The organism is Nonomuraea maritima (assembly GCF_900100395.1).
Taxonomy (GTDB): Bacteria; Actinomycetota; Actinomycetes; order Streptosporangiales; family Streptosporangiaceae; genus Nonomuraea; species Nonomuraea maritima.
The window spans coordinates 56,487-80,317 of sequence record NZ_FNFB01000025.1 but is presented as its reverse complement, the minus strand read 5'-3'; the positions used below and the strand labels follow the sequence as shown (position 1 = coordinate 80,317).

Annotated in this window: 21 protein-coding genes and 2 pseudogenes; 12 read left to right on the top strand and 11 right to left on the bottom strand. The window is 72.0% G+C overall.

Annotation, left to right across the window (positions count from 1 at the left end):
* The first annotated feature begins 14 nt into the window (after positions 1–14).
* The 3 genes from BLR04_RS29945 to BLR04_RS29935 all read left to right on the top strand — a co-directional run bounded on the left by BLR04_RS29945 (position 15) and on the right by BLR04_RS29935 (position 2,913).
* Positions 15–815: a glycerophosphodiester phosphodiesterase family protein gene (locus BLR04_RS29945; RefSeq protein WP_176903352.1), complete on the top strand. Its 801-nt coding sequence runs from the start codon at positions 15–17 to the stop codon at positions 813–815.
* A gap of 79 nt (positions 816–894) precedes the next feature.
* Positions 895–2,328 carry an MFS transporter gene (locus tag BLR04_RS29940; RefSeq protein WP_090771544.1) on the top strand — a complete coding sequence of 478 codons (1,434 nt, stop codon included), beginning with the start codon at positions 895–897 and terminating at the stop codon, positions 2,326–2,328.
* Positions 2,329–2,568: 240 nt separating this feature from the next.
* Positions 2,569–2,913: an RNA polymerase-binding protein RbpA gene (locus tag BLR04_RS29935; RefSeq protein ID WP_043625492.1), complete on the top strand. Its 345-nt coding sequence runs from the start codon at positions 2,569–2,571 to the stop codon at positions 2,911–2,913.
* A gap of 64 nt (positions 2,914–2,977) precedes the next feature.
* Here BLR04_RS29935 and BLR04_RS29930 read toward each other — a convergent pair whose 3' ends face one another.
* The 4 genes from BLR04_RS29930 to BLR04_RS29915 form a co-directional block, all read right to left on the bottom strand.
* Positions 2,978–3,505, bottom strand: coding sequence for an FxsA family protein (locus tag BLR04_RS29930; RefSeq protein WP_245740698.1), 528 nt, complete (start codon positions 3,503–3,505; stop codon positions 2,978–2,980).
* Positions 3,506–3,550: 45 nt separating this feature from the next.
* The gene (locus tag BLR04_RS29925; protein ID WP_090771542.1) at positions 3,551–4,300 is read right to left on the bottom strand and encodes a polyprenol monophosphomannose synthase; all 750 of its coding nucleotides are present in this window, start codon (positions 4,298–4,300) and stop codon (positions 3,551–3,553) included.
* Positions 4,297–5,898: an apolipoprotein N-acyltransferase gene (gene lnt / locus BLR04_RS29920; protein WP_090771540.1), complete on the bottom strand. Its 1,602-nt coding sequence runs from the start codon at positions 5,896–5,898 to the stop codon at positions 4,297–4,299. Before lnt ends, BLR04_RS29925 begins: the two co-directional genes overlap by 4 nt.
* Positions 5,899–6,420: 522 nt before the next feature.
* Positions 6,421–8,613 carry a HelD family protein gene (locus tag BLR04_RS29915; RefSeq protein ID WP_245740696.1) on the bottom strand — a complete coding sequence of 731 codons (2,193 nt, stop codon included), beginning with the start codon at positions 8,611–8,613 and terminating at the stop codon, positions 6,421–6,423.
* Positions 8,614–8,880: 267 nt separating this feature from the next.
* Here BLR04_RS29915 and BLR04_RS42020 point away from each other — a divergent pair.
* From BLR04_RS42020 to BLR04_RS29900, 4 genes and pseudogenes are all read left to right on the top strand, one after another.
* Positions 8,881–9,048: pseudogene (locus tag BLR04_RS42020) on the top strand (hypothetical protein); the annotation flags it as partial.
* Between the two features lie 235 nt (positions 9,049–9,283).
* Positions 9,284–9,721, top strand: coding sequence for an ROK family protein (locus BLR04_RS42015; RefSeq protein WP_245740694.1), 438 nt, complete (start codon positions 9,284–9,286; stop codon positions 9,719–9,721).
* Positions 9,657–10,213: pseudogene (locus tag BLR04_RS42870) on the top strand (family 4 glycosyl hydrolase); the annotation flags it as partial. The gene BLR04_RS42015 and the pseudogene BLR04_RS42870, both read left to right, overlap by 65 nt.
* Before the next feature lie 21 nt (positions 10,214–10,234).
* The gene (locus BLR04_RS29900; RefSeq protein WP_425413459.1) at positions 10,235–11,614 is read left to right on the top strand and encodes a family 4 glycosyl hydrolase; all 1,380 of its coding nucleotides are present in this window, start codon (positions 10,235–10,237) and stop codon (positions 11,612–11,614) included.
* Here BLR04_RS29900 and BLR04_RS29895 read toward each other — a convergent pair.
* From BLR04_RS29895 to BLR04_RS29885, 3 genes are all read right to left on the bottom strand, one after another.
* Complete coding sequence (locus BLR04_RS29895) at positions 11,592–12,068, bottom strand: Lrp/AsnC family transcriptional regulator (RefSeq protein ID WP_090771535.1); 477 nt, start codon at positions 12,066–12,068, stop codon at positions 11,592–11,594. The two genes, BLR04_RS29900 and BLR04_RS29895, sit on opposite strands and share 23 nt — an antisense overlap.
* Before the next feature lie 23 nt (positions 12,069–12,091).
* Positions 12,092–12,688 carry a GTP-binding protein gene (locus tag BLR04_RS29890; RefSeq protein ID WP_090771533.1) on the bottom strand — a complete coding sequence of 199 codons (597 nt, stop codon included), beginning with the start codon at positions 12,686–12,688 and terminating at the stop codon, positions 12,092–12,094.
* Positions 12,689–12,940: 252 nt separating this feature from the next.
* Positions 12,941–13,807: a hypothetical protein gene (locus tag BLR04_RS29885; protein WP_090771531.1), complete on the bottom strand. Its 867-nt coding sequence runs from the start codon at positions 13,805–13,807 to the stop codon at positions 12,941–12,943.
* Positions 13,808–14,060: 253 nt separating this feature from the next.
* Here BLR04_RS29885 and BLR04_RS42005 point away from each other — a divergent pair, with 253 nt between their 5' ends.
* Complete coding sequence (locus BLR04_RS42005; RefSeq protein WP_245740690.1) at positions 14,061–15,344, top strand: class I SAM-dependent methyltransferase; 1,284 nt, start codon at positions 14,061–14,063, stop codon at positions 15,342–15,344.
* 124 nt (positions 15,345–15,468) lie between these two features.
* Here the strand turns inward: BLR04_RS42005 and BLR04_RS29875 are convergent, their stop codons facing one another.
* Positions 15,469–16,251 (bottom strand): protein phosphatase 2C domain-containing protein, encoded by a 783-nt coding sequence (locus BLR04_RS29875; protein ID WP_090771529.1) that lies wholly within the window; start codon positions 16,249–16,251, stop codon positions 15,469–15,471.
* 34 nt (positions 16,252–16,285) lie between these two features.
* Complete coding sequence (locus BLR04_RS29870; protein WP_245740688.1) at positions 16,286–17,395, bottom strand: M24 family metallopeptidase; 1,110 nt, start codon at positions 17,393–17,395, stop codon at positions 16,286–16,288.
* A gap of 141 nt (positions 17,396–17,536) precedes the next feature.
* On the opposite strand from BLR04_RS29870, the gene BLR04_RS29865 reads away from it, so the two are divergent.
* Both BLR04_RS29865 and BLR04_RS29860 read left to right on the top strand, forming a co-directional pair.
* Positions 17,537–18,730: a PP2C family protein-serine/threonine phosphatase gene (locus tag BLR04_RS29865; protein WP_090771527.1), complete on the top strand. Its 1,194-nt coding sequence runs from the start codon at positions 17,537–17,539 to the stop codon at positions 18,728–18,730.
* 5 nt (positions 18,731–18,735) lie between these two features.
* Positions 18,736–19,629 carry a 5'-3' exonuclease gene (locus BLR04_RS29860; RefSeq protein WP_245740716.1) on the top strand — a complete coding sequence of 298 codons (894 nt, stop codon included), beginning with the start codon at positions 18,736–18,738 and terminating at the stop codon, positions 19,627–19,629.
* 12 nt (positions 19,630–19,641) lie between these two features.
* Here BLR04_RS29860 and menD read toward each other — a convergent pair whose 3' ends face one another.
* Positions 19,642–21,303 (bottom strand): 2-succinyl-5-enolpyruvyl-6-hydroxy-3-cyclohexene-1-carboxylic-acid synthase, encoded by a 1,662-nt coding sequence (menD, locus tag BLR04_RS29855; protein ID WP_090771523.1) that lies wholly within the window; start codon positions 21,301–21,303, stop codon positions 19,642–19,644.
* Positions 21,300–22,193 (bottom strand): o-succinylbenzoate synthase, encoded by an 894-nt coding sequence (locus BLR04_RS29850; RefSeq protein WP_245740709.1) that lies wholly within the window; start codon positions 22,191–22,193, stop codon positions 21,300–21,302. Before BLR04_RS29850 ends, menD begins: the two co-directional genes overlap by 4 nt.
* An 81-nt stretch (positions 22,194–22,274) precedes the next feature.
* Between BLR04_RS29850 and BLR04_RS29845 the strand changes: the two genes are divergently transcribed.
* Both BLR04_RS29845 and BLR04_RS29840 read left to right on the top strand, forming a co-directional pair.
* A complete protein-coding gene (locus BLR04_RS29845; protein WP_090771521.1) occupies positions 22,275–23,444 on the top strand; it encodes an AMP-binding protein in 1,170 nt (389 codons plus the stop codon).
* 23 nt (positions 23,445–23,467) lie between these two features.
* Positions 23,468–23,782 carry a hypothetical protein gene (locus tag BLR04_RS29840; RefSeq protein ID WP_090771519.1) on the top strand — a complete coding sequence of 105 codons (315 nt, stop codon included), beginning with the start codon at positions 23,468–23,470 and terminating at the stop codon, positions 23,780–23,782.
* Positions 23,783–23,831: the final 49 nt, after the last annotated feature.

Sequence of the window (23,831 nt, the reverse complement as noted above, 5' to 3'; positions counted from 1 at the left end):
GCATACTTCACGTCGTGCCGATCCGCCGATTCGCCTTCCTCGACCATCCGGCCCCGCTGGCCTTCGCCCACCGCGGAGGGGCGCTGGAGGGAGCGGAGAACACCATGGCCGCCTTCGAGCAGGCGGTCGGGCTCGGATACGTCTATCTGGAGACGGACGCGCACGCCACCTCCGACGGCGTGCTGCTGGCCTTCCACGACCACACGCTCGACCGCGTGACCGACCGGAGCGGCCGCGTCGCCGAGCTCCCCTACCGCGAGGTCAAGCGGGCCCGCATCGGCGGGGTGCACGAGATCCCGTTGCTGGAGGACCTCCTCGGCACCTGGCCCGAGGCGCGGTTCAACATCGACGTCAAGGAGGCGACCGCCGTCGCGCCGCTGGCGGCGGCGATCCGGCGGACGAACGCCTACGACCGCGTCTGCCTGACCTCCTTCTCCGACGAGCGCCTGGCGATGGCCAGAGCGGCGCTCGGCAGGGAGGTGTGCTCGGCGCTCGGCCCGCGTGGCGTGGCCGCGCTGCGCGCCGCCGCGAGCACCTCCGGCTACGGCCGGCTGCTGGCGCGCCTGTCGCGCGCCGGCGTCCCCTGCGCGCAGGTCCCCATCGGCTTTCGCGGGCTGCGCGTCACCACGCGCCGCCTGATCCGCACCGCCCACGCCATCGGCATGCAGGTGCACGTGTGGACGATCAACAGCACCGCCCGCATGGAGACCCTGCTCGACCTCGGGGTCGACGGCATCATGACCGACGACATCACGGGCCTGCGCGACGTGCTCCAACGCCGCGGAGCCTGGCATCCCGGCAGGCAGGCCGCCTGACGGCGCGGGCCGACGCGCACCCCTCCAGCCCGTCCTTCACCCCCACGAGGCGGCCCCACCGCGAAGGAGAGCTCGACCCATGCCCCCATCCGCACCTCCAGCGGCACTCGACGAGTCCCCCGCCGCGCGCCGGCGCGAGCAGCGCGGCTGGTACTTCTACGACTGGGCCAACTCGGCCTTCTACACCACGGTCATCTCGGTCTTCCTGGGGCCGTACATCATCCCGGTCGCCAAGACGGCGGCCTGCGCCAAGGACTTCCCTTCTGTGCCGTCGGCGACGTGCGTGGACGGCTTCGACGACCTCGCCGCCGCCAACCCCGGCCTCGGGTACGTCGACGTGCTCGGCGCCGACATCCGTCCTGCCGCGTTCTTCGGCCTGATCACGACGGTCGCGGTGCTGGTGCAGATCCTGTGGCTGCCGATCGTGGGCGCGCTGGCCGACCACACCGGCCGCAAGCGGGAGATGCTCGGCGGTTTCGCCTACGTCGGCGCGCTCGCCGCGATGGGGCTGTTCTTCGTCGAGGGCGACCGCTACATGCTGGGCGGCGTGCTGTTCGTCGTCGCCAACCTCGCCTACGGCTCCTCGATCGTGGTCTACGACTCGTTCCTGCCGCAGATCTCCTCCGAGCAGGAGCGCGACGCGGTGTCCTCGCGCGGCTGGGCTATCGGCTACCTGGGCGGCGGCCTGCTCCTGGCGCTCAACCTCGTGCTGTTCACGAAGAGCGAGAGCTTCGGCCTGACCGATGGCATGGCGGTGCGCATCTGCATGATGTCGGCGGGTCTGTGGTGGGCGACGTTCACGATCGTGCCGCTGCTGCGGCTGCGCAACCGTCCGGTGCCGGCGCACGAGACCTCGGCGCTCAGCTCGGTCGGCGGCAGTTTCCGCCAGCTCGGACGGACGCTGTCGGGGTTGCGCAAGTACCCGCTCACGCTGCTGTTCCTGGTGGCGTACCTGGTCTACAACGACGGCGTGCAGACGGTGATCGGCAACAGCGCGGCCTTCGCGTCCGAGGCGCTGAAGCTCGAGCAGGAAGTGCAGATCACGGCGATCCTGATGGTGCAGTTCGTGGCGTTCTTCGGCGCGCTGCTGATGGCCCGGCTGGCCCGGTCGTTCGGCACGAAGCGGACGGTGCTGGGCAGCCTCGTGCTGTGGACGGTGATCGTCGCCATGGGCCTGTTCGTCGCCGAGGGGCAGGCGCTGCAGTTCTTCCTGATGGCGTTCGCGATCGCGATCGTGCTGGGCGGCACCCAGGCGCTGTCACGGTCGCTGTTCTCGCTGGTGATCCCGAAGGGCCGCGAGGCCGAGTACTTCAGCCTGCTGCAGATCAGCGACAAGGGGTCGGCGTTCATCGGCGCGCTCACGGTCACGATCGCCCTGCAGCTCACCAACAGCTACCGCATCGCCATCGTCTCGATGGTCATCTTCTTCGTCGTCGGTTTCGTGCTGCTGGCCCTGACGAACCTGCCGAAGGCCATCAAGGCCGCCGGCAACGAAGTGCCCGCCCGTATCTGACCAAAGCGCCCGGATCTGAGCGGCTCGGGGGCCGCTCGGAGGGACCTACCGCGATCGGGTACGGGGCCGGAGGGTCGCACAACCCCTGTGTACGCGGCCTATCGGAGATCCGGTCAAGAACCGAGGCCCCCAGCGCGATTGGATCACCCTACGGGTGGGAATCCCATCACGGTACCAAGCGTTAACCACCGTGGGAGACAGACCCCCCACGCAAGGGGGCCCTGTAGGAGGCATTTAGACATGGGCGAGCGCGCGCTTCGTGGCACCCGGCTCGGGGCAACCAGCTACGAGAACGACCGTAACACGGATCTGGCCCCACGCCAGGAGGTGTCTTACACCTGTCCCAAGGGCCATCGTTTCGAGGTTCCGCTTGCCGCCGAGGCTGAGATCCCCGCGACGTGGGAGTGCCGCATGTGCGGCGCAACCGCGGTACGCGTGGACGGCGAGCAGCCGGAGTCGAAGAAGACGAAGCCCCCACGGACACACTGGGACATGCTTCTGGAACGGCGGTCCATCGAAGACCTCGAGGAGGTGCTCAACGAGCGGCTCGCGGTACTGCGGGCTCAGCGTCGTAAGAGCGCCTGACCTTTCTCACGGTGAAACCCCCCGGGCCGTCGGCCCGGGGGGTTTCAGCTTTCCGCAGAGACGCTCAGGAGTCGCGGTCCTCGCGAATCACCTCGCCGTGCACCACCCGCCCGCTGCGCGGCGTCTCAGCGCCGGGGAAGCCGTCCGCGGACGGCGGGAAGCCCTGCGGCGGGAACATGGCGGCGTACGGCGACTCGGCTGCCATGCGCTTGACCCGGCGCTGGAAGAACCACGCGCCCAGCCGGCGCATCATCGGCCGGGTGAACGGCAGCAGGCACAGGAACCCCAGCGCGTCGGTGACGAACCCCGGCGCGAGCAACAGGGTGCCGCCGACGAGGACGAGCCCGCCGTCGGCCAGCTCACGGTCGGGCATGCGCCCGGTCTGCACCGCGTTCTGCACCGCGCGCCAGGCCCGCCGGCCCTCGCGCCGCACGATCCACGCGCCGAGGAGGCTGTCGGCCAGGAGCAAAGCGACGGTGAGTGGCCCGCCGATCACGGAGCCGACCTGGATGAGCACCCAGATCTCCAGGACGGGGACGACCAGGAAGGCCAGGAAGAGCAGCAGCCGCATCATTTCCTCGTTTCCGCACACGCGTTCAAGGGGACAACGCGCGGACGCCCGGAAGCGTTCCGGCCGTCAGGGGCGGCGGGGCCCCTTCAGGCGCCCGGGCAGCCCGGTCACGCCCCACAGGCCGATCCGCCAGAGCGCCTCGGACATCACCTTGCCGCTCATCTTGCTCTTGCCGACCGTCCGCTCCACGAACGTGATCGGCACCTCGACCACCCGCAGCCCGTGCCGGGACGTGCGCAGCGTCAGGTCGACCTGGAAGCAGTAGCCCTGCGACTCCACCCCGGCCAGGCCCACCTTCTCCAGCGTGGCGGCGCGGTAGGCGCGAAAACCCGCCGTGGCGTCGCGCACCGGCAGGCCGAGCATGACCCGGGTGTAGACGTTGGCGCCCTTGGACAGCAGCTCGCGCCGCTGCGGCCAGTTGACGACCTTCCCCCCGGGCACGTAGCGCGAGCCGATCGCGAGGTCGGCGCCCTCGGCCACCGCCCGCAACAGCTTGGGCAGCTCCTCGGGCTGGTGGGAGCCGTCGGCGTCCATCTCGACCAGCACGTCGAAGCCTTCGTCGAGCCCCCAACGGAACCCCGCGATGTACGCGGCGCCGAGCCCCTGCTTGCCCGGCCGGTGCAGGACGTGCACCTGCTCGTCGCCGGCAGCCAGCCGGTCGGCCACCTCGCCGGTGCCGTCGGGGCTGTTGTCGTCGGCCACCAGCACGTGCGCGTACGGCACGGCGGCCCGCAACCGCTCGACGATCGCGGGCAGGTTGTCGCGTTCGTTGTAGGTGGGCACGACGACGAGCACCCGGCCGAGAGTCTCCATCATTCGTTCCTCATCAGGTCTTCTCGTCGCCTGCCACGCCACGCGGCGACTCCCACCGCCGCCACTCCCATCAACATCAATGCCCATTCGGGCAGAGCCCCCACTTTGGTGGCCAACGTTTCCCTCGTGCGCACTGGCACTTTCACCACGTTCATGGCCGCGACCAGTTCGCGGCTCTGCCAGGAGACCTTACCCTCCGGGGTGACGTAGGCGGAGATCCCGGTCGTCGCCGCGGTGACGACGGCCCTGTTGTGCTCGACGGCGCGCAGCTGCGACATGGCCAGCTGCTGGGGCGGCAGGTTGGACAGGGCGTAGCTGGCGTTGTTGGTCTGCACCACGAGCGGCGTGCCGCCGGCGCGGACGGTGTCGCGCACGGTGCCGTCGTAGGCGACCTCGTAGCAGTTGACCGCTCCGATGGTGACCGGGCCCAGCTTCAGGTCGCCCGGCCGGTCGCCCGGGACGGACTGCCGGCCCACCAGCTGGGCCCGCGTCGACAGCGCCAGCACGAGGTCCTTGAACGGGGTGTACTCGCCGAACGGCACGAGGTTCTGCTTGTCGTAGTACGCGCCGGGGCCGGTCACCGGGTCCCACACGAGGCTGCGGGTGGCGCGGTTCTCGTCGCCGATCGCCACGACGGCCCCGACGAGCGTGGGCACGCCGACGTCGCGCACGGAGTCCTGGATGATCTCGCGGGCGGTGGCGTCGCGGTAAGGGTCGATGTCGGTGGAGTTCTCGGGCAGGATCACGAGGTCGGGCTTGGGGAGCTTGCCCTCGCGGACGGCCTGGGCGAGGCGCTTGGTCTCGTTGGCGTGGTTCTTCAGCACGACGGCCGGCTCGTCGCCGAGCGCGTACATGCCGCGGCCAGGGACGTTGCCCTGCACGATGCCGACGTTGACGTAGCGGCCCTCGTCGCCGTACCGGGGCACGGCGTAGCCGAGCACGGGCACGACGAGGGCGAGCGCCAGCGGCAGGGCCCGGCGCAGGACCCGTCCCTTGGTCAGGACGGCCATGGCGGCCAGGCCGCCGCTCAGCGCGACGGCGAACGACACCAGCGGCACGCCGCCGAGCGCGGCGTAGGGCGTGAACAGCGACTGGCCCTGGCTGAAGGCCGCCCGCGCCCACGGGAAGCCGCCCACCGGGACGAGGCTCCGCGCCCATTCCATGGCGACCCAGAGGCCGCCGAACCACACCGGCCACGCGGGCAGCCGGAACACGAACGCGGCCAGGGCCGCCATGGCGGCGTAGAAGACGCTCTCGATGCCGACCAGCATGAACCAGACGTCGTCGCCGATGCTGCGCACCCAGGCGAGGGTCGGGAAGAGGAAGACGGCGGCGGCCAGGTAGCCGAGCCAGGCGGCCCGTCTCGGGCGGGTGCCGTACAGGGAGGCCGCGATGAGGCCGATGCCGAGCGGCGCGCACGGCCACCAGCCGAGCGGCGGGAAGGCGGTGAACAGCGCCAGACCACCGGCGACGGCCGCCGCGACCCTGGCGGGCAGCACCCATCGCGGGGAGGGCGGCACGGCGACGGACACGGGCGCGGCCGTCTCGCCCGCCGAGGTGGGTCCTGTCGCGGGCGGAAGGCTCGTGCTGTCCTGAACCATTCCGGGGTCTCCTCGCCACTTCACAACGCCTGCTTGCGAGAACGCTACCGCCCCGCGGCGGCTACTCAGGTCGGAGCCCGCGCCGGAAGTCGGCCCAGGGGGATGGCCGGAGGAGAGCGACAGGGTGATCCCGCGGCTGGCGGGATCACCCGGCGCAAATGAGTCCGGGACACGGGAACGGGAAGAGGGCCCGGAAACCCTTCGGACCGGACCCGTCTCGTCGGCGGCGAGCGCGGAATTCCGTTGTCTACTGGGCTCCCGGGCCCGTCCCGGGTCCAACCCCCCGCCCGGTTGGGGTGCCCCGACTCGACGGACCGACGGCCCTGCACCTGGCTGTGTGGACGAAGCGACGCTTCGTCACGGACGCAGGATCCGACGATGTCAGAGACGGCCAACCGGCCAAGTCCCGTGCTGGACTGCGCAGCAAACTACCGACTCCACCTCAGATGTCAACCGTGTCCCGATCAGCGGGAACATCAAGTTTTCGCAGCTGGGAGATTCGGTCGATGGCCCTAAAGCAGGTCAGAACCCATTTGCGGGGACTGTCGGATGGCCAGGCAAGCCCCGCAGAGCGTCCGAGAGCGGGCGCTCGTGGACGACGCCGAGCCGCTGCGTCGCGCGCGTGAGGGCGACGTACAGGTCGCTCGGGCCGCGCGGCGACTGGGCGGCGATGAGGTCGGGCTCGGCCACGATCACCGAGTCGAACTCCAGGCCCTTGGCGTCGGCCACGCCCATGACGGCGACGGGGGCGTCGAGCGCCTCGGCCCCCGCCGCCCGCCCCGACCCTGGCGCCACGACGACGGCGCCGGGCACGGCGGCGCGGACCTGCTCGCCGAGGCCGGTCAGCAGCGCGTCGGGCACGACGACGGCGATCTTGCCGCCCTCGCCGAGCTCGGCCTTGACCAGTTCCGCCAGCGCCGCCAGCGGCGCGGACCACGGCTCGGCGCCCGCCTCGCGTACCGACGTCGGCGCCTGCAGCGCCGGGTCGACGGTGGCGAGGACGCGGGCGGCGACCGCCATGAGCTCGACCGGGGTGCGGTAGTTGACCGTCAGGCGCTCCTGACGCCAGCGCCCGGCCACGTACGGGTCGAGCACCTGCGCCCACGAGCGGGCCCCGGCCGCCGAGCCCGTCTGGGCGATGTCGCCGACGACGGTCATCGACCGGGTGGGGCAGCGCCGCATCACGGCCCGCCACGCCATGGGCGACAGCTCCTGGGCCTCGTCCACGATCACGTGCCCGTACGCCCAGGAGCGGTCGGCGGCGGCGCGCTCGGCGGTGGTGAGATGGGGACCCTCGCCACGCTGCCGATCGGCCAGCCGCTCGGCCTCCATGAGGTCGGACAGGCCGGTCAGCTCCAGCACCTCGCGGGCGTAGGCCAGCTCGGCCTCGCGTTCGCGCTCCTCGGCCTGCCGCGCGGCGGCCAGCTCCTCCTCCGCCTGCAGGGCGGTGGCCCGCAGCACCTGCTCGTCGATGTCGCCGAGCAGGTCGGCGGCCTCGTCGAGCAGCGGCACGTCCGAGTCGGTCCACGCGCCGCCGTCGCGGCGCAGCAGGGCGCGTTCCGCTGGGGTGAGCGCGGAGGCGGCGTGGTCGAGGCGCTCCTTGGAGCCGTACAGGCCGAGCAGGAGGCGCTGCGGCGTCAGGTACGGCCACAGCCGGTTGAGCGCGGCCTTGACCACCGGTTCTGTGCGCAGGTCCTCGCGCAGGTCGGCGAGGTCGTCCTCGTCGATGAGCCCCTTGCCGATCTTGCGGGCCTGCTGCCTGGCCAGGGCGTTCAGCAGCGAACGTACGAACACCGCGCGGGCCTGGTTGTGCGGCCGGCGCGAGCGGGTCGCCTTGTTCCTCGCCGCGTCGAGCATCGAGCGGTCGATCGTGAGCGTGACCCGGCCGAGGGGCAGCTCGATCGGCTTGCGCGGGACGCGCTGCCGGTCGCGTACGGCCTTGGCGATCACCTCGGTCATGCGCAGGTCGCCCTTGAGGGCCGCCACCTCGGGACGTTCCCTGGCGGTGGCCGTCACGCCCGGGTAGAGCTCGCCGACCGTCGACAGCAGCACGTCGGTCTCGCCGAGCGAGGGCAGCACCTGCTCGATGTAGCGCAGGAACGTGAGGTTGGGGCCGAGGATGAGCACGCCGCGCCGTTCCAGCCGCTCGCGGTGGGTGTAGAGCAGGTACGCGGCACGGTGCAGGGCCACCACTGTCTTGCCGGTGCCGGGGCCGCCCTGCACCACGAGGACGCCGTTCAGGTCGCTGCGGATGACGCGGTCCTGCTCGGCCTGGATGGTGGCGACGATGTCGCGCATGCGGCCGGTGCGGCGTTCGTCGAGCGCGGCGAGCAGCGCGGCCTCGCCGTTGAGCGTGGCGCGGTCGTCGTCGGTGAGGGAGTCGAGGTCGAGCAGGTCGTCGTCGACGCCCACGACGGTGCGGCCCTTGGTCTGCAGGTGGCGGCGCCTGGTCACGCCCATCGGCGCGGCCGGGGTGGCGCGGTAGAAGGGCTGCGCCACCGGCGCCCGCCAGTCGATGAGCAGCCGCCGCTGGTCGTCGTCGGTGAGACCGAGCTTGCCGATGTAGAGGCGGCCCTCGTCGAGGTGGTCGAGCCGGCCGAAGGCGAGACCGCGCTCGACCGCCCACAGCCGGGCGAGCCGGGAGGCGTACATGTCGGCGAACGTGTCGCGCTCGGACCTGTTCTGCATCGTGCCGACGGCGCCGGCGGCCAGCACGTCCTTCAGCTGGCTCTGGGTTCGCTCGCGCAGCAGGTCGAGCCGGTCGTACAGGCTGGTGACGTACGCCTGTTCCCTGGCGAGTTCTGTTTGACGAGCCGCCGCCTGACCATTAATGTGGTTAATGGGACACTCCGGGCCATTCTGCTTGTTGTTACGACAAACGATGACATTAGCATGCCCGTCGCGGCACTCCCATCATTTTCCCCTCTCCGCGACCTCGTTCCGTCGCGATCACACCCTTGACCGGCACGCGCGGCTCTTTTTATGGTCGTCATGCCGTCAGGAAAGTTTCCTGACGGCGAGGGAGAGGTCGTGACCGCTCCGGGTACCCCCAGTCTGCTGCGCGCCATCAATGATCGCGCGGCGCTGCGGGCGCTGCTCGAACGGGGTCCGCTGACCCGTCCCGAGATCGGCGCCCTCACCGGGCTGTCCAAGCCCACGGCCTCGCAGCTGCTCGCCCGCCTGCGGGAGGCCGGCCTGGTGGTGCTCGACGGCGTCAGGGAAGGTCTGCCTGGACGTACGCGGAGCTCTACCGGATCAACCCCGCGGCCGCGTACGTCGGCGCGCTCGACGTCACCCCAGGCCGCGTCCGGGTGCAGGTGGCCGACATCACCGGCACGGTCGTGGGCGAGCACACCGCCGGCAGCTGCCCGACCTCGTCCCGGCGGTGAGCGAAGGGCTCGGCGTCCCGGTGGACGTGGAGAACGACGTCAACCTCGCCGCCGTGGCCGAACGCGCGCACGGCGCCGCCCGCGGCCGCGACGACTTCGTGCTGCTGTGGGCCGACGTGGGCATCGGCGCGGCGATCGTGCTGGGCGGGCGGATGCACCGGGGCACCACCGGCGGCGCGGGCGAGGTCGGCTACCTGCCGGCGCCGGGCGCGCCGACCGCACGGGAGAGCGGCCGCTACGGCGACCACGGCCTGCAGGCGCTGAGCGGTGGGCGCGCCGTGCTGGAGGTGCTGCGCTCGTACGGCATCGAGGGGGACGGCTTCCGGCAGGCCGTCGCCACCGCCGCGCGGGCGGCGCGGGGCGAGGGCGGTGCGGCCGCCCGGGCGCCGGCGGGGCTGCGGGAGGAGGTCTTCGGCTCGACCCTCCCTTCGTAAGCGTGTTCCTCTTCGGCCCGCCGGGCAGACGGAAGTCGGGGGCGGGTCGACGTACCCCCCCGAACTGGTCGACGGCGTCGCGCGGCTGCGCGACAAGCTGCCGGTGACGGTGCTGGCCCTGGTCGACCCGGACCCGGGCCGGCTGGAGCTCGTGGCGGGGATGTCGCGGCGCTGCTGGCCCACGCGGGGCACCCGGCGCGCGTGCTGGCCACGTCCTCGGTGGCGCAGGGCGTGGCGGGGGCGCGGGCGGTGCTGTTCCAGCTCCGGGTGGGCGGGCAGGCGGCCCGCGAGGTGGACGAGACGCTGCCGCTGCGCTGCGGCTGCGTCGGGCAGGAGACGACGGGCTCGGGCGGCCTGGCCAAGGCGCTGCGCACGGTGCCGGTCGTGCTGGAGCTGGCCGAGACCGTACGCCAGCACGCGCCGCAGGCGTGGATCGTGGACTTCACCAACCCGGTGGACATCGTCACACGGGCGCTGCTCGACGCCGGGCACCGGGCGGTCGGGCTGTGCAACGTGGCGATCGGGTTCCAGCGGCGGTTCGCCGCCCGGCTGGGCGTCGACCCGGCGCGGGTGACGCTGGACCACGTGGGGCTCAACCACCTGTCCTGGGAGCGCGCCGTGCGCCTCGACAGCGAGGACGTGCTGGCCGCCCTGCTGCGCGACCACGGCGAGGAGATCGCCGCGGAGGTGGGGCTGCGGCCCGGCCTGCTGCGGCGGCTCGGCGTGGTGCCCTCGTACTATCTGCGGTACTTCTACGCCCACGACGCGGTGGTGCGCGAGCAGCGGGAGGCGCCGTCGCGGGCGGCCGAGGTGGCGGCGATGGGGAAGCAGCTGCTGGAGCTGTACGCCGACCCGGCGTTGGTGACCAAGCCCGAGCTGCTGACGCGGCGGGGCGGGGCGTTCTACTCCGAGGCGGCCGTGGCGCTCATCGCCTCGCTGCTCGGCGACCGGGGCGACACGCAGGTGGTGAACGTGCGCAACGACGGCACGCTGCCGTTCCTCGGCCAGGAGGCGGTGATCGAGGTGCCCGCGACCGTCACGGCCTCGGGGGCGACGCCGCTGCCGGTGCCGCCGGTCGAACCACTGTACGCGGGTTTGATCGCGCACGTGTCGGGCGCCGACCTGCCCGTGGAGGAGGAGGCGCCGGCCCGCGCGTTCGCCGCCCGGGGGTTCGGCGCGGACGTGGTCGTGCGCAACGACACGTTCGCGCCGCTGCGGGCGGGCGCGTCGGCGCGGTGGGGGGTGGCCGTGGTGTGCGATGCGGGCATCAACGCGGTCGGCGTCTCCCCCACCGGGGACGTCGCCCGCTTCCCGCCCCTCGGACGGCTCAGCGGCGACTGGGGCGGCGGGCACGGGCTGGGCGAGGAGGCGCTGTGCCGCGCGGTCCGCGCCGAGGACGGCAGGGGCGCGCCGACCGCGCCGGCCGGCCTGGTGACCGCGTACTTCGGCACGGCGACGGTCGAGGAGCTCGTCCTCGGGCTGCACCTCGGTCAGGTGGACGGCGGCCGGCTGCACGAGCTCGCGCCGGGTGCGCTCGCGGCGGCCCGCGACGGCGACGCCGTGGCCCTCGCGCTGGTCGAGCGGCAGGCCGAGGAGGTCACCGTGCTGGCCGAGGTGTGCCTGTGGCGGCTGCGCCTGCTGGAGACCCCCACGGAGGTGGTGCTGGGCGGCGGCCTGCTGACGTCGGGTGACCCGCTGCTGGTGGCGCTGCTCGCGGCGGGGTTCGCGCGGCGGGCGCCGCGGGCCGCGCCCACCGTGGCCGATGCCCCGCCGGTGCTGGGGGCGGCCCTGCTCGGCCTGGACCGCCTCGGCGCCCCTCCGGAGGCCGGGACGCGGCTGCGGGGCGAATACGCGGACCTGGGCGGCCCGGTCAGGCGATGCCGTCCTGCCTGACCTCGGGCTCGGCGTACGGCTCGAGGGCGCGGTGCTCGTAGGGGGTGCTCAGCACGACGGTCGTGCGGGTGGAGACGTTGGCGGAGGCCCGGATCTGCTGCAGCAGGTCTTCTAGCGCCGTCGGCGAGGCCACCCGGACCTTCAGGATGTAGCTCTCGTCGCCCGCGACGCTGTGGCAGGCCTCGATGGCCGTCAGGTGGGCCAGCCGTTCCGGGGCGTCGTCGGGCGCCGCGGGGTCGATCGGCTTGATCGACACGAAGGCGGTCAGCGGCAGGCCCACTGCCTCGTGGTCGATGATCGCGGCGTATCCGCGGACGACTCCGCGCTTCTCCAGGCGGCGTACGCGCTGGTGGACGGCCGACACCGACAGCCCGGTCTCTCTGGCGAGGTCGGTGAAGCTCATGCGGCCGTCACGGGCCAGCAGCGTGACGATCCGGCGGTCGATCTCCTCCATCGGTCAAAGGTAGCCCGTCATGGTCACGACATGGTCCCGACGGTGGAGGCGGCACCCCTGCGCATCGCGTGCTCCATGAGGGTGATGAGCACTTCCTTGCCCGAGTCGCGGCGGCGGGCGTCGCAGTGCACGATGGGGATGTCGGACTGCAGGCCGATCGCCTTGCGCACCTGCCCGACCGTGTACGGCTTGCTGCCCTCGAAGCAGTTGAGCGCCACGACGAACGGCTGGTCGCGCTTCTCGAAGTAGTCGACCGACGGGAAGCAGTCGTCGAGGCGGCGGGTGTCGGCGAGCACGACCGCGCCCAGCGCGCCGAGCGCGAGCTCGTCCCAGAAGAACCAGAAGCGCTCCTGGCCGGGGGTGCCGAACAGGTACAGCATGTAGTCGTTGCTCAGCGTGATGCGGCCGAAGTCCATGGCGACCGTGGTGTTGAGCTTGCGCTCGACGCCGTACAGATCGTCGACGTACGTGCCGGCCTGGGTGAGGGCCTCCTCCGTACGCAGGGGGCGGGTCTCGGAGACCGCGCCCACCATGGTGGTCTTGCCCGCGCCGAATCCACCCGCGACCAGTATCTTGACAGCGGTCGGCAGCCGCCAACGGTCGAAACGACCGAATTCCATTCAGCACCGCCTGTACATATCTCGCGCATGTACAACCCCACCCCTGAGGTGCCGGAGTCAGTGGTACCCGTCAAGGCGCGTCTGAGATCCACATGCCTGGCATCGAGACACCTTAGCAACGCCACATTTTCCACTCAAGCCGCAATTTGCCCCAAGAATGAAAATGTCTCGTTTTGCTGCCTGGGGGTGGTTATTTTGGGATCTAACTGAGGGAGAGTCAAGATAGTCTGTCAGAACATCAGGCTTCACAGACTACCCATATAGCCCTAAACCGGAAATACCGGTAAATCCGGAACTGAACCCCAGTTGCCGGCGCAGGTAGGCCGCCGTACGAGGACTGTTCTCGCGCACCCGCTCGATGACGGCGTCGGCCTCCCCCGCCAGCCGTTCCATCTCCTCGGCCACCTCGGCCCGGCTCACGCCCAGCGCCAGCACGTTCAGGTCGCCCCAGCTGACGTCCCTGCGGTAGGAGGCCACGTCGCCGAGCAGGAGCAGATAGCGCTGCACGATCGCGCTGACGCCGCGCAGCTCGTCGAGGTGCGCCTTGGCCCAGGTGTCGGCGGTGTAGATCCAGTGCGAGACGTCCACGAAGGACGAGCCGCAGCAGTCGGCGTTGTCGAGGAAGCGGGCCAGCGTCGGCTCGGCGCGGGTGTCACGCCAGACCCAGGCCGTGGCCATGCCGACCAGCATCCGGGCGAGCTGGTCGCGCCAGAGCCCCTGCAGGCCGGGGAACTCCTTGACGGTGGCCAGCTCGTCGCGCAGGTCGGCCAGGAAGCGGGTGACCGCCGAGCGCGGCACCGCCCCGTCGGCCACCGACAGGCACTCGCGGGTGAGCCGGTTGACCTGCTCACGGGTGGTGACGGTGTGGTCGACCAGCCGGTCGACGGCCGAGACCCACAGGGCCGTGCGGTTGGCGACCTTCAGCCGGTCGGCCCCGGCCCAGGGGGCGCTGAAGGCGGTGGAGAGCGTCAGGGCGCTCAGGTACTCGCCGCCGAAGGCCGCCGGGGGGAACAGCGCGCCGTACATCTGGGCGCAGCGCCGCAGGTCTCTGTGGCATTCGGCGGCCAGCGCGCACGTCCGTCCGAGTTCGTAGGCCTTGGCCAGCTCGTCGTCCGGCATCCTAGAGCCGCTCGCTCGGATCGCGGATCATGGGCGAACGACCCCCCCAACGCCGATATACACCTGTGGGGGAATTGTTTCATGATCGCGTTATATCGATCAAGGTATCAGCCCCGTGACTGATCGGTCGGCTCCGCTGTCCTCGGACGACACTGTCCGCTCCGCGTGAACCTTGCGACGTCCGGACCAACCCTGCGATCACCGATGAAACGTCCGCACTGACCCTGCGACAGGAGGGATCCAACAGAGGAAGATGACAGCCGCGACCGTCCTGTTGTCCGATGATGAGCCCGTCTCAGCGAGTGACTTCGAGGCGGACGACCGCAACGAGACCGACATCGCACGCGTGCTGGACCAGCTGCTGACCCGCGCCGGGAACGGACCCGCCGACCGGCGCAGCCGGCGCGTCGCAGCGCGCACCGAAGTCGCCGCAGCCAGCAGCCCTCGTTCGCCCCAACCCGAGCCAGAACTTGTCCCGGACAACGCTGAAGAGGACCTGGCGATGGTGATCCCCTTCGGCCTTCGCTTCAACGGCTTCGAAGCCTCGCTCAACCTCTGCGCCCTTGGGCCGCCAGACCAGAAAATCCCTGGACAGCGCGTCTCGAACGGCTCGGCCTCAGGCGATGGCCACACCATGGCGCTCTGCCCTCTCAGCCGCGCGCTCGGACGCGCCGGCCAGGGCAGCTTCGATTCCATCGGAGCCCCCAAGGCTCGGTTGCCACACCGCCAGGATTGGAACATGTCCCGCGACATTCGGCTTCGAGCCACATTTGACAGAGCGGCTGCCTCCTATCAAGACGCACGCCCCGACTACCCGGACGAGTTGTATTCCGACCTGCTGGCGATTACAGGGGTCACGCCACCTGCGCACCTGCTGGAAGTCGGATGCGGCCCGGGGAAGGCCACGCTGCCGTTGGCACGGGAAGGCTTCAGGATCACCGCGGTCGAACTCGGTGATGCCCTGGCAAGAGAAGCACGGCACCGCCTCACTGGCTTCTCCGACGTTTCCGTAGTCACGTCGTCATTCGAAGGCTGGCAGCCGCCGGCTGGGGCCCACTTCGATCTCCTGTACGCGGCCACGGCGTGGAAATGGGTGGACCCGGAGGTCAAGTACGCAAAGGCAGCAGCTCTGCTCGCCCAGGACGGCCACCTGGCCGTATGGAACGCCGACCACGCCATGCCAACAGACTTCGATCCGATCTTCACCGAGATTCAGAAGGTCTATGAGGAGATCGGCGAAGGCCATGACGGCCCGTGGCCCCCGCCACCACCCGAGGACCAACCCGACCCCATGGCCGCCGAGTTCGAGGCCTCCGGGCACTTCACCGTGGTCGCAACGAAGCTCTACGTATGGTCACTGCGCTACACAGCAGACGCATACATCGCTCTGCTCAACACGTTCTCCGGCCACATCGCCATGGAGCCGGCCAAGATCGAACACCTCTACCGTGAGATACGCCGCCACCTCGCCGCACGCCCGGATGGACGACTCACCCGCCACTGGTCGGCCGCCCTCACCATCGGCCGACGGCTGTGACATGGAGGTGCGGCCCAGAGCAGGCGAGTACACCGAAAGTGCAGAGTCACTTCGGACATATAGCGAATCAGCCGTTCGGAACTGCCTGACATTCAGCAGGTCAGCAGACCAACCAGTACAGCTACTACGCCGGACGGGACAGACACCCGTCCTGCAGACGTCCCCAGGCGGCGGTGGCGTCGTCGTGCCGCTTGCCCCGCGCGGGACCGCTGGAGCTCTCCAGGCCGCGCACCGCTTCGATCACCGCGGCCGGGCCGCTGCCCTCCAGCAGCGCGAGGACGGACGCCCAGCTCCAGCCGTACCAGTCCACCAGCCGGGACACCCCGTCGGTGAACACGCCGACCCCGCGCAGGGCGGCCGCGTCCGTCGTGCCGGTGACGGCCTGATGGGCGGCCTCCGGGCGGGCCGCCGCCACCCAGAAGCCGCCGGGCGCGTTGCGCATCCGCCGGACGAGTTCCAGCGAGTACGGCCGCCCGCCCGGCAGCCGTTCCAGCCGGTCGTCGGCGACCACCCGCACGTCTCCCCCGCGCGGGGCGAGCACCACCGGGGAGTCGCCGAGCACGAGGTGGTCCACCCGCCCGGCGCGGGCGCGGACCACAGCCACGGTGGCCGAGGGCGAGTCGGGGTTGCCGAGGTCGCAGGCGCCCTCGTGCGCCCGCGCCGTGCGCGCGATGGCGTGGGCGAGGATCTCGGTCAGGGGCGCGTCGGCACCGGCCGCCAGGCTCGCCGCCAGCGCGCCGCCGAGCCGCCCCACCAGCCAGGCGACGTCGTGGACGCACCCGGAGTCGACGCCGCGGGCCGCCGTGGCCCCGTCGAGCACGACGATCCACGAGGGCCCGGCGACCACCAGGTCCTCGTTGGGACGCCCGGAGCCGGGACGGGTGGCGTACGTGATCTCCGCGAACATGAGGCGACCCTCTCACTACCCGCCCCGGCACCCGTCAGACGATGACCAGCTCGCGCGTGGTCGTGTTCAGCCGCTCGACGCCGTCCTCGGTGCACACGACGATGTCCTCGATGCGGGCGCCGTGGCGGCCGGCCAGGTAGATGCCGGGCTCGATGGAGAAGGCGAAGCCGGGCTCGAGCGGCTCGCCGTTGCCCGCCACGATGTACGGGTCCTCGTGCCCCTCGATGCCGATGCCGTGCCCGGTGCGGTGGATGAAGTGGTCGCCGTACCCGGCCTCGGCGATGACGTCACGCGCGGCGGCGTCGACCGACTCGCACGACACGCCCGGCCGCACCGCCTCGCACGACGCCACCTGGGCGCGGTGCAGCACCTCGTAGTAGGCGGTGAACTCGGCCGGCGGCTCGCCCACGCTGTAGGTGCGCGTGGAGTCGGAGCAGTAACCGTTGGGCAGGTGGCCGCCGATGTCGATGACGACCGGCTCGCCGGCCTGGATGACGCGGTCGGACACGTCGTGGTGCGGGCTCGCGCCGTTGGGGCCGGAGGCGACGATCACGAAGTCGGCGGCGGCGTGGCCGGAGGCGAGGATCGCCTCGGCGATGTCGCGGGCCACCTCGCGCTCGGTGCGCCCGGCGCGCAGGAACTCCGGCACCTGCCGGTGCACGGAGTCGATGGCCTGCCCCGCCTCGCGCAGCGCGGCCACCTCGGCGGGCGACTTGCGCATCCGCAGCTCACGCAGCACGCTGCCGGCCAGCACCTGCTCGGCGCCGGGCAGCGCGGCACGGAAGCGCAGCGAGGCCATCGCCCACATCCGGTCGGCCAGACCCACCTTGGCGACCTTGCCGAGCCGCGCGGCGGCGATCGCGTACGGGTCGTCGGTCTCGTCCCACGCCACGAACTCCAGCCCGAGACGCGCGGCGGGGGACGCCTGCGCGGCGGGCAGCTCCAGCCTCGGGACCAGCATGTACGCGTCACCGGACGCGGGCACCACGAGGCAGGTCAGCCGTTCGAGCGGCTTGGCCTCGTAGCCGCTCACATAGCGCAGGTCGGGTCCTGGCGTCAGCAGAAGGGCGTCGATGCCGGCCTTGGCCGTGGCTTCCTGCACGGCGGCCAGACGGGATACGGGATACAGATCAGTGGACGTCACAGGCTCAATCTACTCTTTTCGCACCCCCCTAAAATCCGCGAAAAGGTCTCACACGCGGTCGGGCATCACCACGCTCCGCGCTCGAACGAGCACGTAGTGTGGGGCCAATTGTCTAGTTCCACTGCGCTTTGAGAGTGAGACATGGTCGACGTCATTGGCGCGGCCGGGCTGCTCGGGACCGCCACCGATGCCGAGATGCTCGCCGTACGGCTGGGGCACGCCCAGCGGCTCGGCAACATGGGATGGGCGGAGTGGCACATGCACACCGGCGAGACCGTCTGGTCCGAGCAGGTGTACGCGATCTTCGGCCGCGATCCGCACCAGGGCCCCATCGCGCTGCCCGACCTGGCCGAGCACGTCGAGCCCGGCGACGCCGCGGCCCTCGACCGCCTGCTGTGGTCGGTGCTGCAGGGCGACGAACGGGTGCAGGCGGAGTTCCGGATCCGCCGCGGCCTCGGCGACCTTCGTGACCTCCGGGTCGTGCTGGAGCCGCTCGCGGGCCCCGGCGGCCCGGTCGGCATGCACGGCGTCATCCAGGACATCACGGGCCGCCGCCGCGCGGAACGCATGGTCTCGGAGTCGCGCCGCCAGCTGCTGGAGGCCCGCGAGCAGGCCGCCGAGGAGCGCCACGTCATGCTCGCCCTGCGCGAGGCCATCCTGCCCGCGCCCGCCGGCTGCCTCGACCTCCCGCACACCGGCATCGCGGTGCGCTACGTGCCCGCCGAGAAGACGGCGAACCTGGGCGGCGACTGGTTCGAGGCGACGCCCACGCCCGACGGCCGCCTGCTGCTGGCCATCGGTGACGTCTCCGGCCACGGCCTGCCCGCGATCTCGCGCATGGCCCAGCTCCGCCACGCCCTGGTGGGCCTGACCATGACAGGCCAGGCCGCCAACCGGCTGCTCGACTGGCTGAACGACCTCGTCCTGCACCAGCTCTGCGACACGACCGCCACGGCCGTCATCGGCCACCTCGACCCGCGGACCCGGGTGTTCGCCTGGGCCCAGGCCGGCAACATGGCGCCCATCCTGGTGCGCGACGGCACGGCCCGCCACCTCGACCAGCCGCGGGGGGTGCTGCTCGGCGCCGTCTCCGGCCGGCCGTACGAGCTGGCCATGACCAAGCTGATGCCCGGCGACGTGCTGCTCATGTTCACCGACGGGCTCGTGGAGCGGCGTACCCGTGGCATCGACACGGGTCTCGCGCTCGCCCTGGCCGCCGCGCACCGGGTCCAGGGCCACGATCTGGACGCCGGGCTCGACCGGCTGCTCGCCGACATCGGCGGACCCAACCCGGAGGACGACGCATGCCTGCTGGGGGTGGGCATACTGGCCTAGTGCTGATGCTTCTGGACACCCCGTCCCTGTACTTCCGCGCTTTCTACGGAGTGCCGGAGTCGATCAAGGCTCCGGACGGCTCCCCCGTCAACGCCGTACGCGGCCTGATCGACATGATCGCCACGCTCGTGCGCACCCACTCCCCCGCCGAGCTGGTGGCCACGATGGACGCCGACTGGCGGCCCGCGTTCCGGGTCGCGGCGATCCCGACGTACAAGGCGCACCGGGTCGCCCAGGGCGACGCCGAGGAGGTGCCCGACGCGCTCGTGCCGCAGATCGCCGTCATCGAGCAGGTGCTCGACGCCGTCGGCATCGCCCGCCTGGAGTCTCCCGGCTACGAGGCCGACGACGTGATCGGCACGCTCACCCACCGGGCGGCCGGCGCGGTCGACATCGTGACCGGCGACCGCGACCTGTTCCAGCTCGTCGACGACTCACGTCCGGTGCGCGTGCTCTACACCGCGCGCGGCATCCGCAACCTGCAGATCGTCGACGAGGCGTTCGTCACCGCCAAGTACGGCATCCCCGGCCGTTCCTACGCCGACTTCGCCACGCTGCGCGGCGACCCCAGCGACGGGCTGCCGGGCGTGGCGGGCGTCGGCGAGAAGACCGCGGCCGCCCTGATCACCCGGTTCGGCTCGCTGGAGGCCCTGCTCGCCGCCCTCGACGCCGGCGCGACCGACGGGTTCCCGGCGGGCAGCCGCAACCGCCTGGCCGCCGCCCGCGACTACCTGAGCGCGGCCCCCGCGGTCGTGGCGGTGGCCACGGACGCGCCGCTGCCCGCGACCGACCTGACGCTGCCGGCCAAGCCGCGCGACCCGGAGGCGCTCGTCCGCCTGGCCGACCGCCACGGTCTCGACAGCCCGCTCAACCGCCTGCTCGACGCCCTCGGCGGCTGAAGCGGGCCGGGTTCAGCCCTGGAGGTACGCCCGCACGGCCTGCCGCGCGGCCTCGGTCAGGCGGGCGTGCACGCGGGCGTTCTCCTCGCGCTCGGTGCGCACCTCGACCACCCTGGGCCCTTCGCCGCGCAGTGCCTTGGGCAGGTCGCTGATGTCCTCGACCAGCGTGTACGGCGTGTTCGTCGCGGCGGCCACGTAGCCGAGCTCGACGCCGTGCGGCGTGCCGAAGACCCGCTCGAACGGGTCGCGCAGCGCGGCCTGCGGCAGCAGCGAGAAGATGCCGCCCCCGTCGTTGTTGACCACCACGAGGCACAGGTCGGGACGCGGTTCGCGGGGGCCGAGCACCAGCCCGTTCTGGTCGTGCAGGAACGACAGGTCGCCGATCAGCGCGTACGACGGGCCGTTGTGGGCCAGCGCGGCCCCCATCGCGGTCGAGACGAGCCCGTCGATGCCGGAGGCGCCCCGGTTGGCCATGAGCCGGATGCCGCGCCGCGGCCGCATCGCCTGGTCGAGGTCGCGGATCGGCATCGAGGAGCCGCAGAACAGCAGGGCGCCGTTGGGCAGCGCGTCGACCAGGTCGCGGGCGACGCGCGGCTCGCTGGTGCCGGAGGAGTCGAGGACCTCGTCGACCACGTCCCTGGCCACCCGGTCGGCCTGCCGCCAGGCGTTCAGCCAGCTGTCGTCGCCGGCCGCGACCGGAATCTCGACGGCCTGCGCCACCTGCGTGGCAGAGCGGGTCGGGTCGGGCCAGCGGTCGAGGCCGGGTGACACCACGATGTGCTCGTCCGCGCGCTGCAGCCACGACAGCAGCGGCTTCGACAGCCCGGGACGGCCCAGCGTGACGACCACGTCGGGCCGGTGGGCGTCGGCGAACTCCGGCGTGGCCAGCAGCTGGTGGTAGGTCGAGACGGCGTGGTCGCCGTAGCGGCCGCCGCCGTTCGGCTCCGACAGCACGGGCCAGCCGGCCATGCCGGCCGCCGCCACGTAACGGCGCACGTTGGCGGCGCCGTCGCCGACCACGAGCACGCCGCGCCGGGTGGGCGGCAGGTGCAGGGCGACGGGCGGCGGCGCCACCCGGGCGCGCACCCACGGGCCGCTCGCGCCGCCGTCGAGCGGCTCGCACCAGCTCGGGTCGCCGTCGGGGATCAGCGGCTCGCGGAAGGCCAGGTTGAGGTGGACGGGACCGGGATCGTACGGGCCGGCGGCGCGCTGGTAGGCGCGGCAGGCCAGCGACCGCCAGTAGGCCACCTGGCCGGGACGGTTCTCCGGCACGCCCAGCTCGGCGAACCAGCGGGCCGCCGAGCCGTACAGCTTGAGCTGGTCGATCGTCTGGTTGGCGCCGGTGCCGCGCAGCTCGGGCGGGCGGTCGGCGGTCAGCACGAGCAATGGCACGCCCGACTCTGCGGCCTCGATCACGGCCGGGTGGAAGTTGGCGGCGGCGGTGCCGGAGGAGCAGATCAGCGCGACCGGCCGCTCGGAGCGCCGCGCCAGCCCCAGCGCCAGGAACGACGCCGAGCGCTCGTCGATGCGGACATGCAGCCGCACCCGCGACTCGGCGTGCAGCGCCAGTGCCAACGGGGCGGAACGCGAGCCGGGGGCGAGCACCACGTCGGTCAAACCGCAGCGCACCAGCTCGTCGATCAGCACCGTGGCCAGCGCGGTGGCGGGGTTCAAAGTGACGCCTCCTGCATCCGGCGAAACCACTGGGGAGATTCGATCTCAAAGGCCGACAAGTGGTCAAAACTTACCGGAGGTCGGCGCACGTCCAGCTCACCGCCCACGGGCACCAGGGAGTCGGCCACGACGTCGCCCGTCAGCAGCGACATCGTGCCGAGCCCGCAGGCGTACGGCAGCTCAGGCAGCGCCGCCGCCAGCGCCACCCCGGCGGCCAGGCCCACGGACGTCTCGACGGCGCTGGAGACCACCGTGGGCAGCCCGCACGCCTCCACCACCCGCAGCGCGTTGCGCACGCCGCCGAGCGGCTGCACCTTGATCACGGCGATGTCGGCCGCCTCGGCCGCGCGCACCCGCAGGGGGTCCTCCGCGCGGCGGATCGACTCGTCGGCCGCGATCGGCACGTCGCACGCCCGCCGCACCGCGGCGAGCTCGTCCAGCGTGGCGCACGGCTGCTCGGCGTACTCGAGGTCGAACCGGTCGAGCAGCTTGAGCCTGCGGACGGCCTCGTCGACCGTCCAGGCGCCGTTGACGTCGACGCGCAGCTTGCCGGACGGGCCCAGCGCGTCGCGCACGGCCTCGACCCGGGCCACGTCGTCGTCGAAGGTCTGGCCCCGCTCGGCGACCTTGACCTTGGCGGTGCCGCATCCGGAGCGGCGCACGATGTCGTGCGCGTGGCCGGGATCGACGGCGGGCACGGTCGCGTTGACGGGCACCCGGTCGCGCACCGGCTCCGGCCAGCCCTCGAAGGCGGCCTCCCGGGCGCAGGCCAGCCAGCGGGCGCACTCGCGCGGGCCGTACTCGGGGAACGGCGAGAACTCGCCCCACCCCGACGGGCCGTGCAGCAGCACCCCTTCTCTGACGGTCTGTCCGCGGAACCGGGTACGCATCGGAATGCGGAAGACCACGGGGGAACGCGTCACGACCCTCCCTGCGCCAGTGTCCGACCTGTCGCCATTAACCTTACGAGCATGTGGAGGAACCCGTCGCATCCGGACCGTCCGCTGCATGCCATTGTGCAGCCTCCCGGACCCGCCCTGTTCACGGCGGTCCGCGACGCGCTCACGGGTGACGGCCCCGCCGTGCTGCCGCTCGCGCCCGACCACTCCACCGGGGCGATCGCCGCGCTGCGCCCCACGCATGTCGACGGCGAGCCACTCGACGGCGGCGAGGGGGTCCCCGGCGACGTCGCGGTGGTCATCGCCACCAGCGGCAGCACCGGGACGCCCAAGGGCGTCATGCTGTCGGCCTCGGCGCTGCGCGCGTCCGCGGCGGCCTCGTTGCGCCGGGTCGAGGCCACGAAGGGCGACCGCTGGCTGTGCTGCCTGCCGGTCTCCCACGTCTCCGGCCTTCAGGTGCTCGTCCGTGCCCTGCTCTGCGAGAGCGAGCCGATCATCCACCCCGGCTTCGACCCGCAGGCGGTGCTGTCGTCCGGCGCCGACCACGTCTCGCTGGTGCCCACCCAGCTCCACCGGCTGGTCGAGCAGGGCGCCGACCTGTCGGTGTTCAGGACGATCCTGCTCGGCGGCGCCGCTCCCCGTCCGGGGCTGCTCGACCAGGCGCGCGACCTCGGCGCGCGGGTCGTGACGACGTACGGGATGAGCGAGACGTGCGGCGGCTGCGTGTACGACGGCAGCCCCCTGCACGGCGTGGACGTCAAGATCGGCGACGACGGGCTGATCCGCGTCACCGGGCCGGTACTGTTCTCCGGCTACCGCTTCGCCGACCCGCCGGCGCCGCTCGACGGCGGCTGGTTCGTCACCTCCGACCTGGGCGAGTTCGACGGCGGGCGGCTGCGGGTGCTCGGCCGGGCCGACGACGTCGTCAACACCGGCGGCGAGAAGGTCGTCGCCACGGCCGTGGCGGCCGTGCTGTGCACGCATCCCGAGGTCGCCGACGCGGTCGTGTTCGGCACGCCCGACCCCGAGTGGGGCGAACGGGTCACCGCTGTCGTGGTGCCCGCCCGTCCCGACACGCCCCCCACACTTGACCAATTGCGCGCATACTGCCGCGATAGGCTCCCCCCGTACGCGGCCCCCCGCGAGCTGCGACTGGTTGCCCGGCTCCCGCTGCTGCCCAACGGCAAAACCGACCTGATGCGACTCAAGGCAGGAACCCGACAAGTCGCTGCTGCGTCATAGTGGGGGAAAAGGAGGGAGCCTTCATGGACGAGACCCGCAAGATGTGGGCATCCGCGGCCGTCGTCGGCGTCATCGTCGTCGGAGGCGCCACTGTCGCGGCGGCCGCCTCGGCGGGAAGGCTCGACCAGGTGGCGCGCGACACCCGCGCCGTCGTGGAGCAGACGCGCGACGACTCCCCCGCGGACTCCCCCGCACCGGACGAAGGCATCGTCGTCTCGACCGAGGTCAACCCGCACCCTGGCGAGGTCCTCGAGTACTGGGACAACCAGCGCATGGCCGAGGCCCAGCCCATGCCGATCCCCGAGATCACCATCGGGGAGTCCGAACTCGCGGAATAAGTACGGACCGCGCGCGGTTGCACTGGTGGGCGTTCTGTCCCTTTTTCTA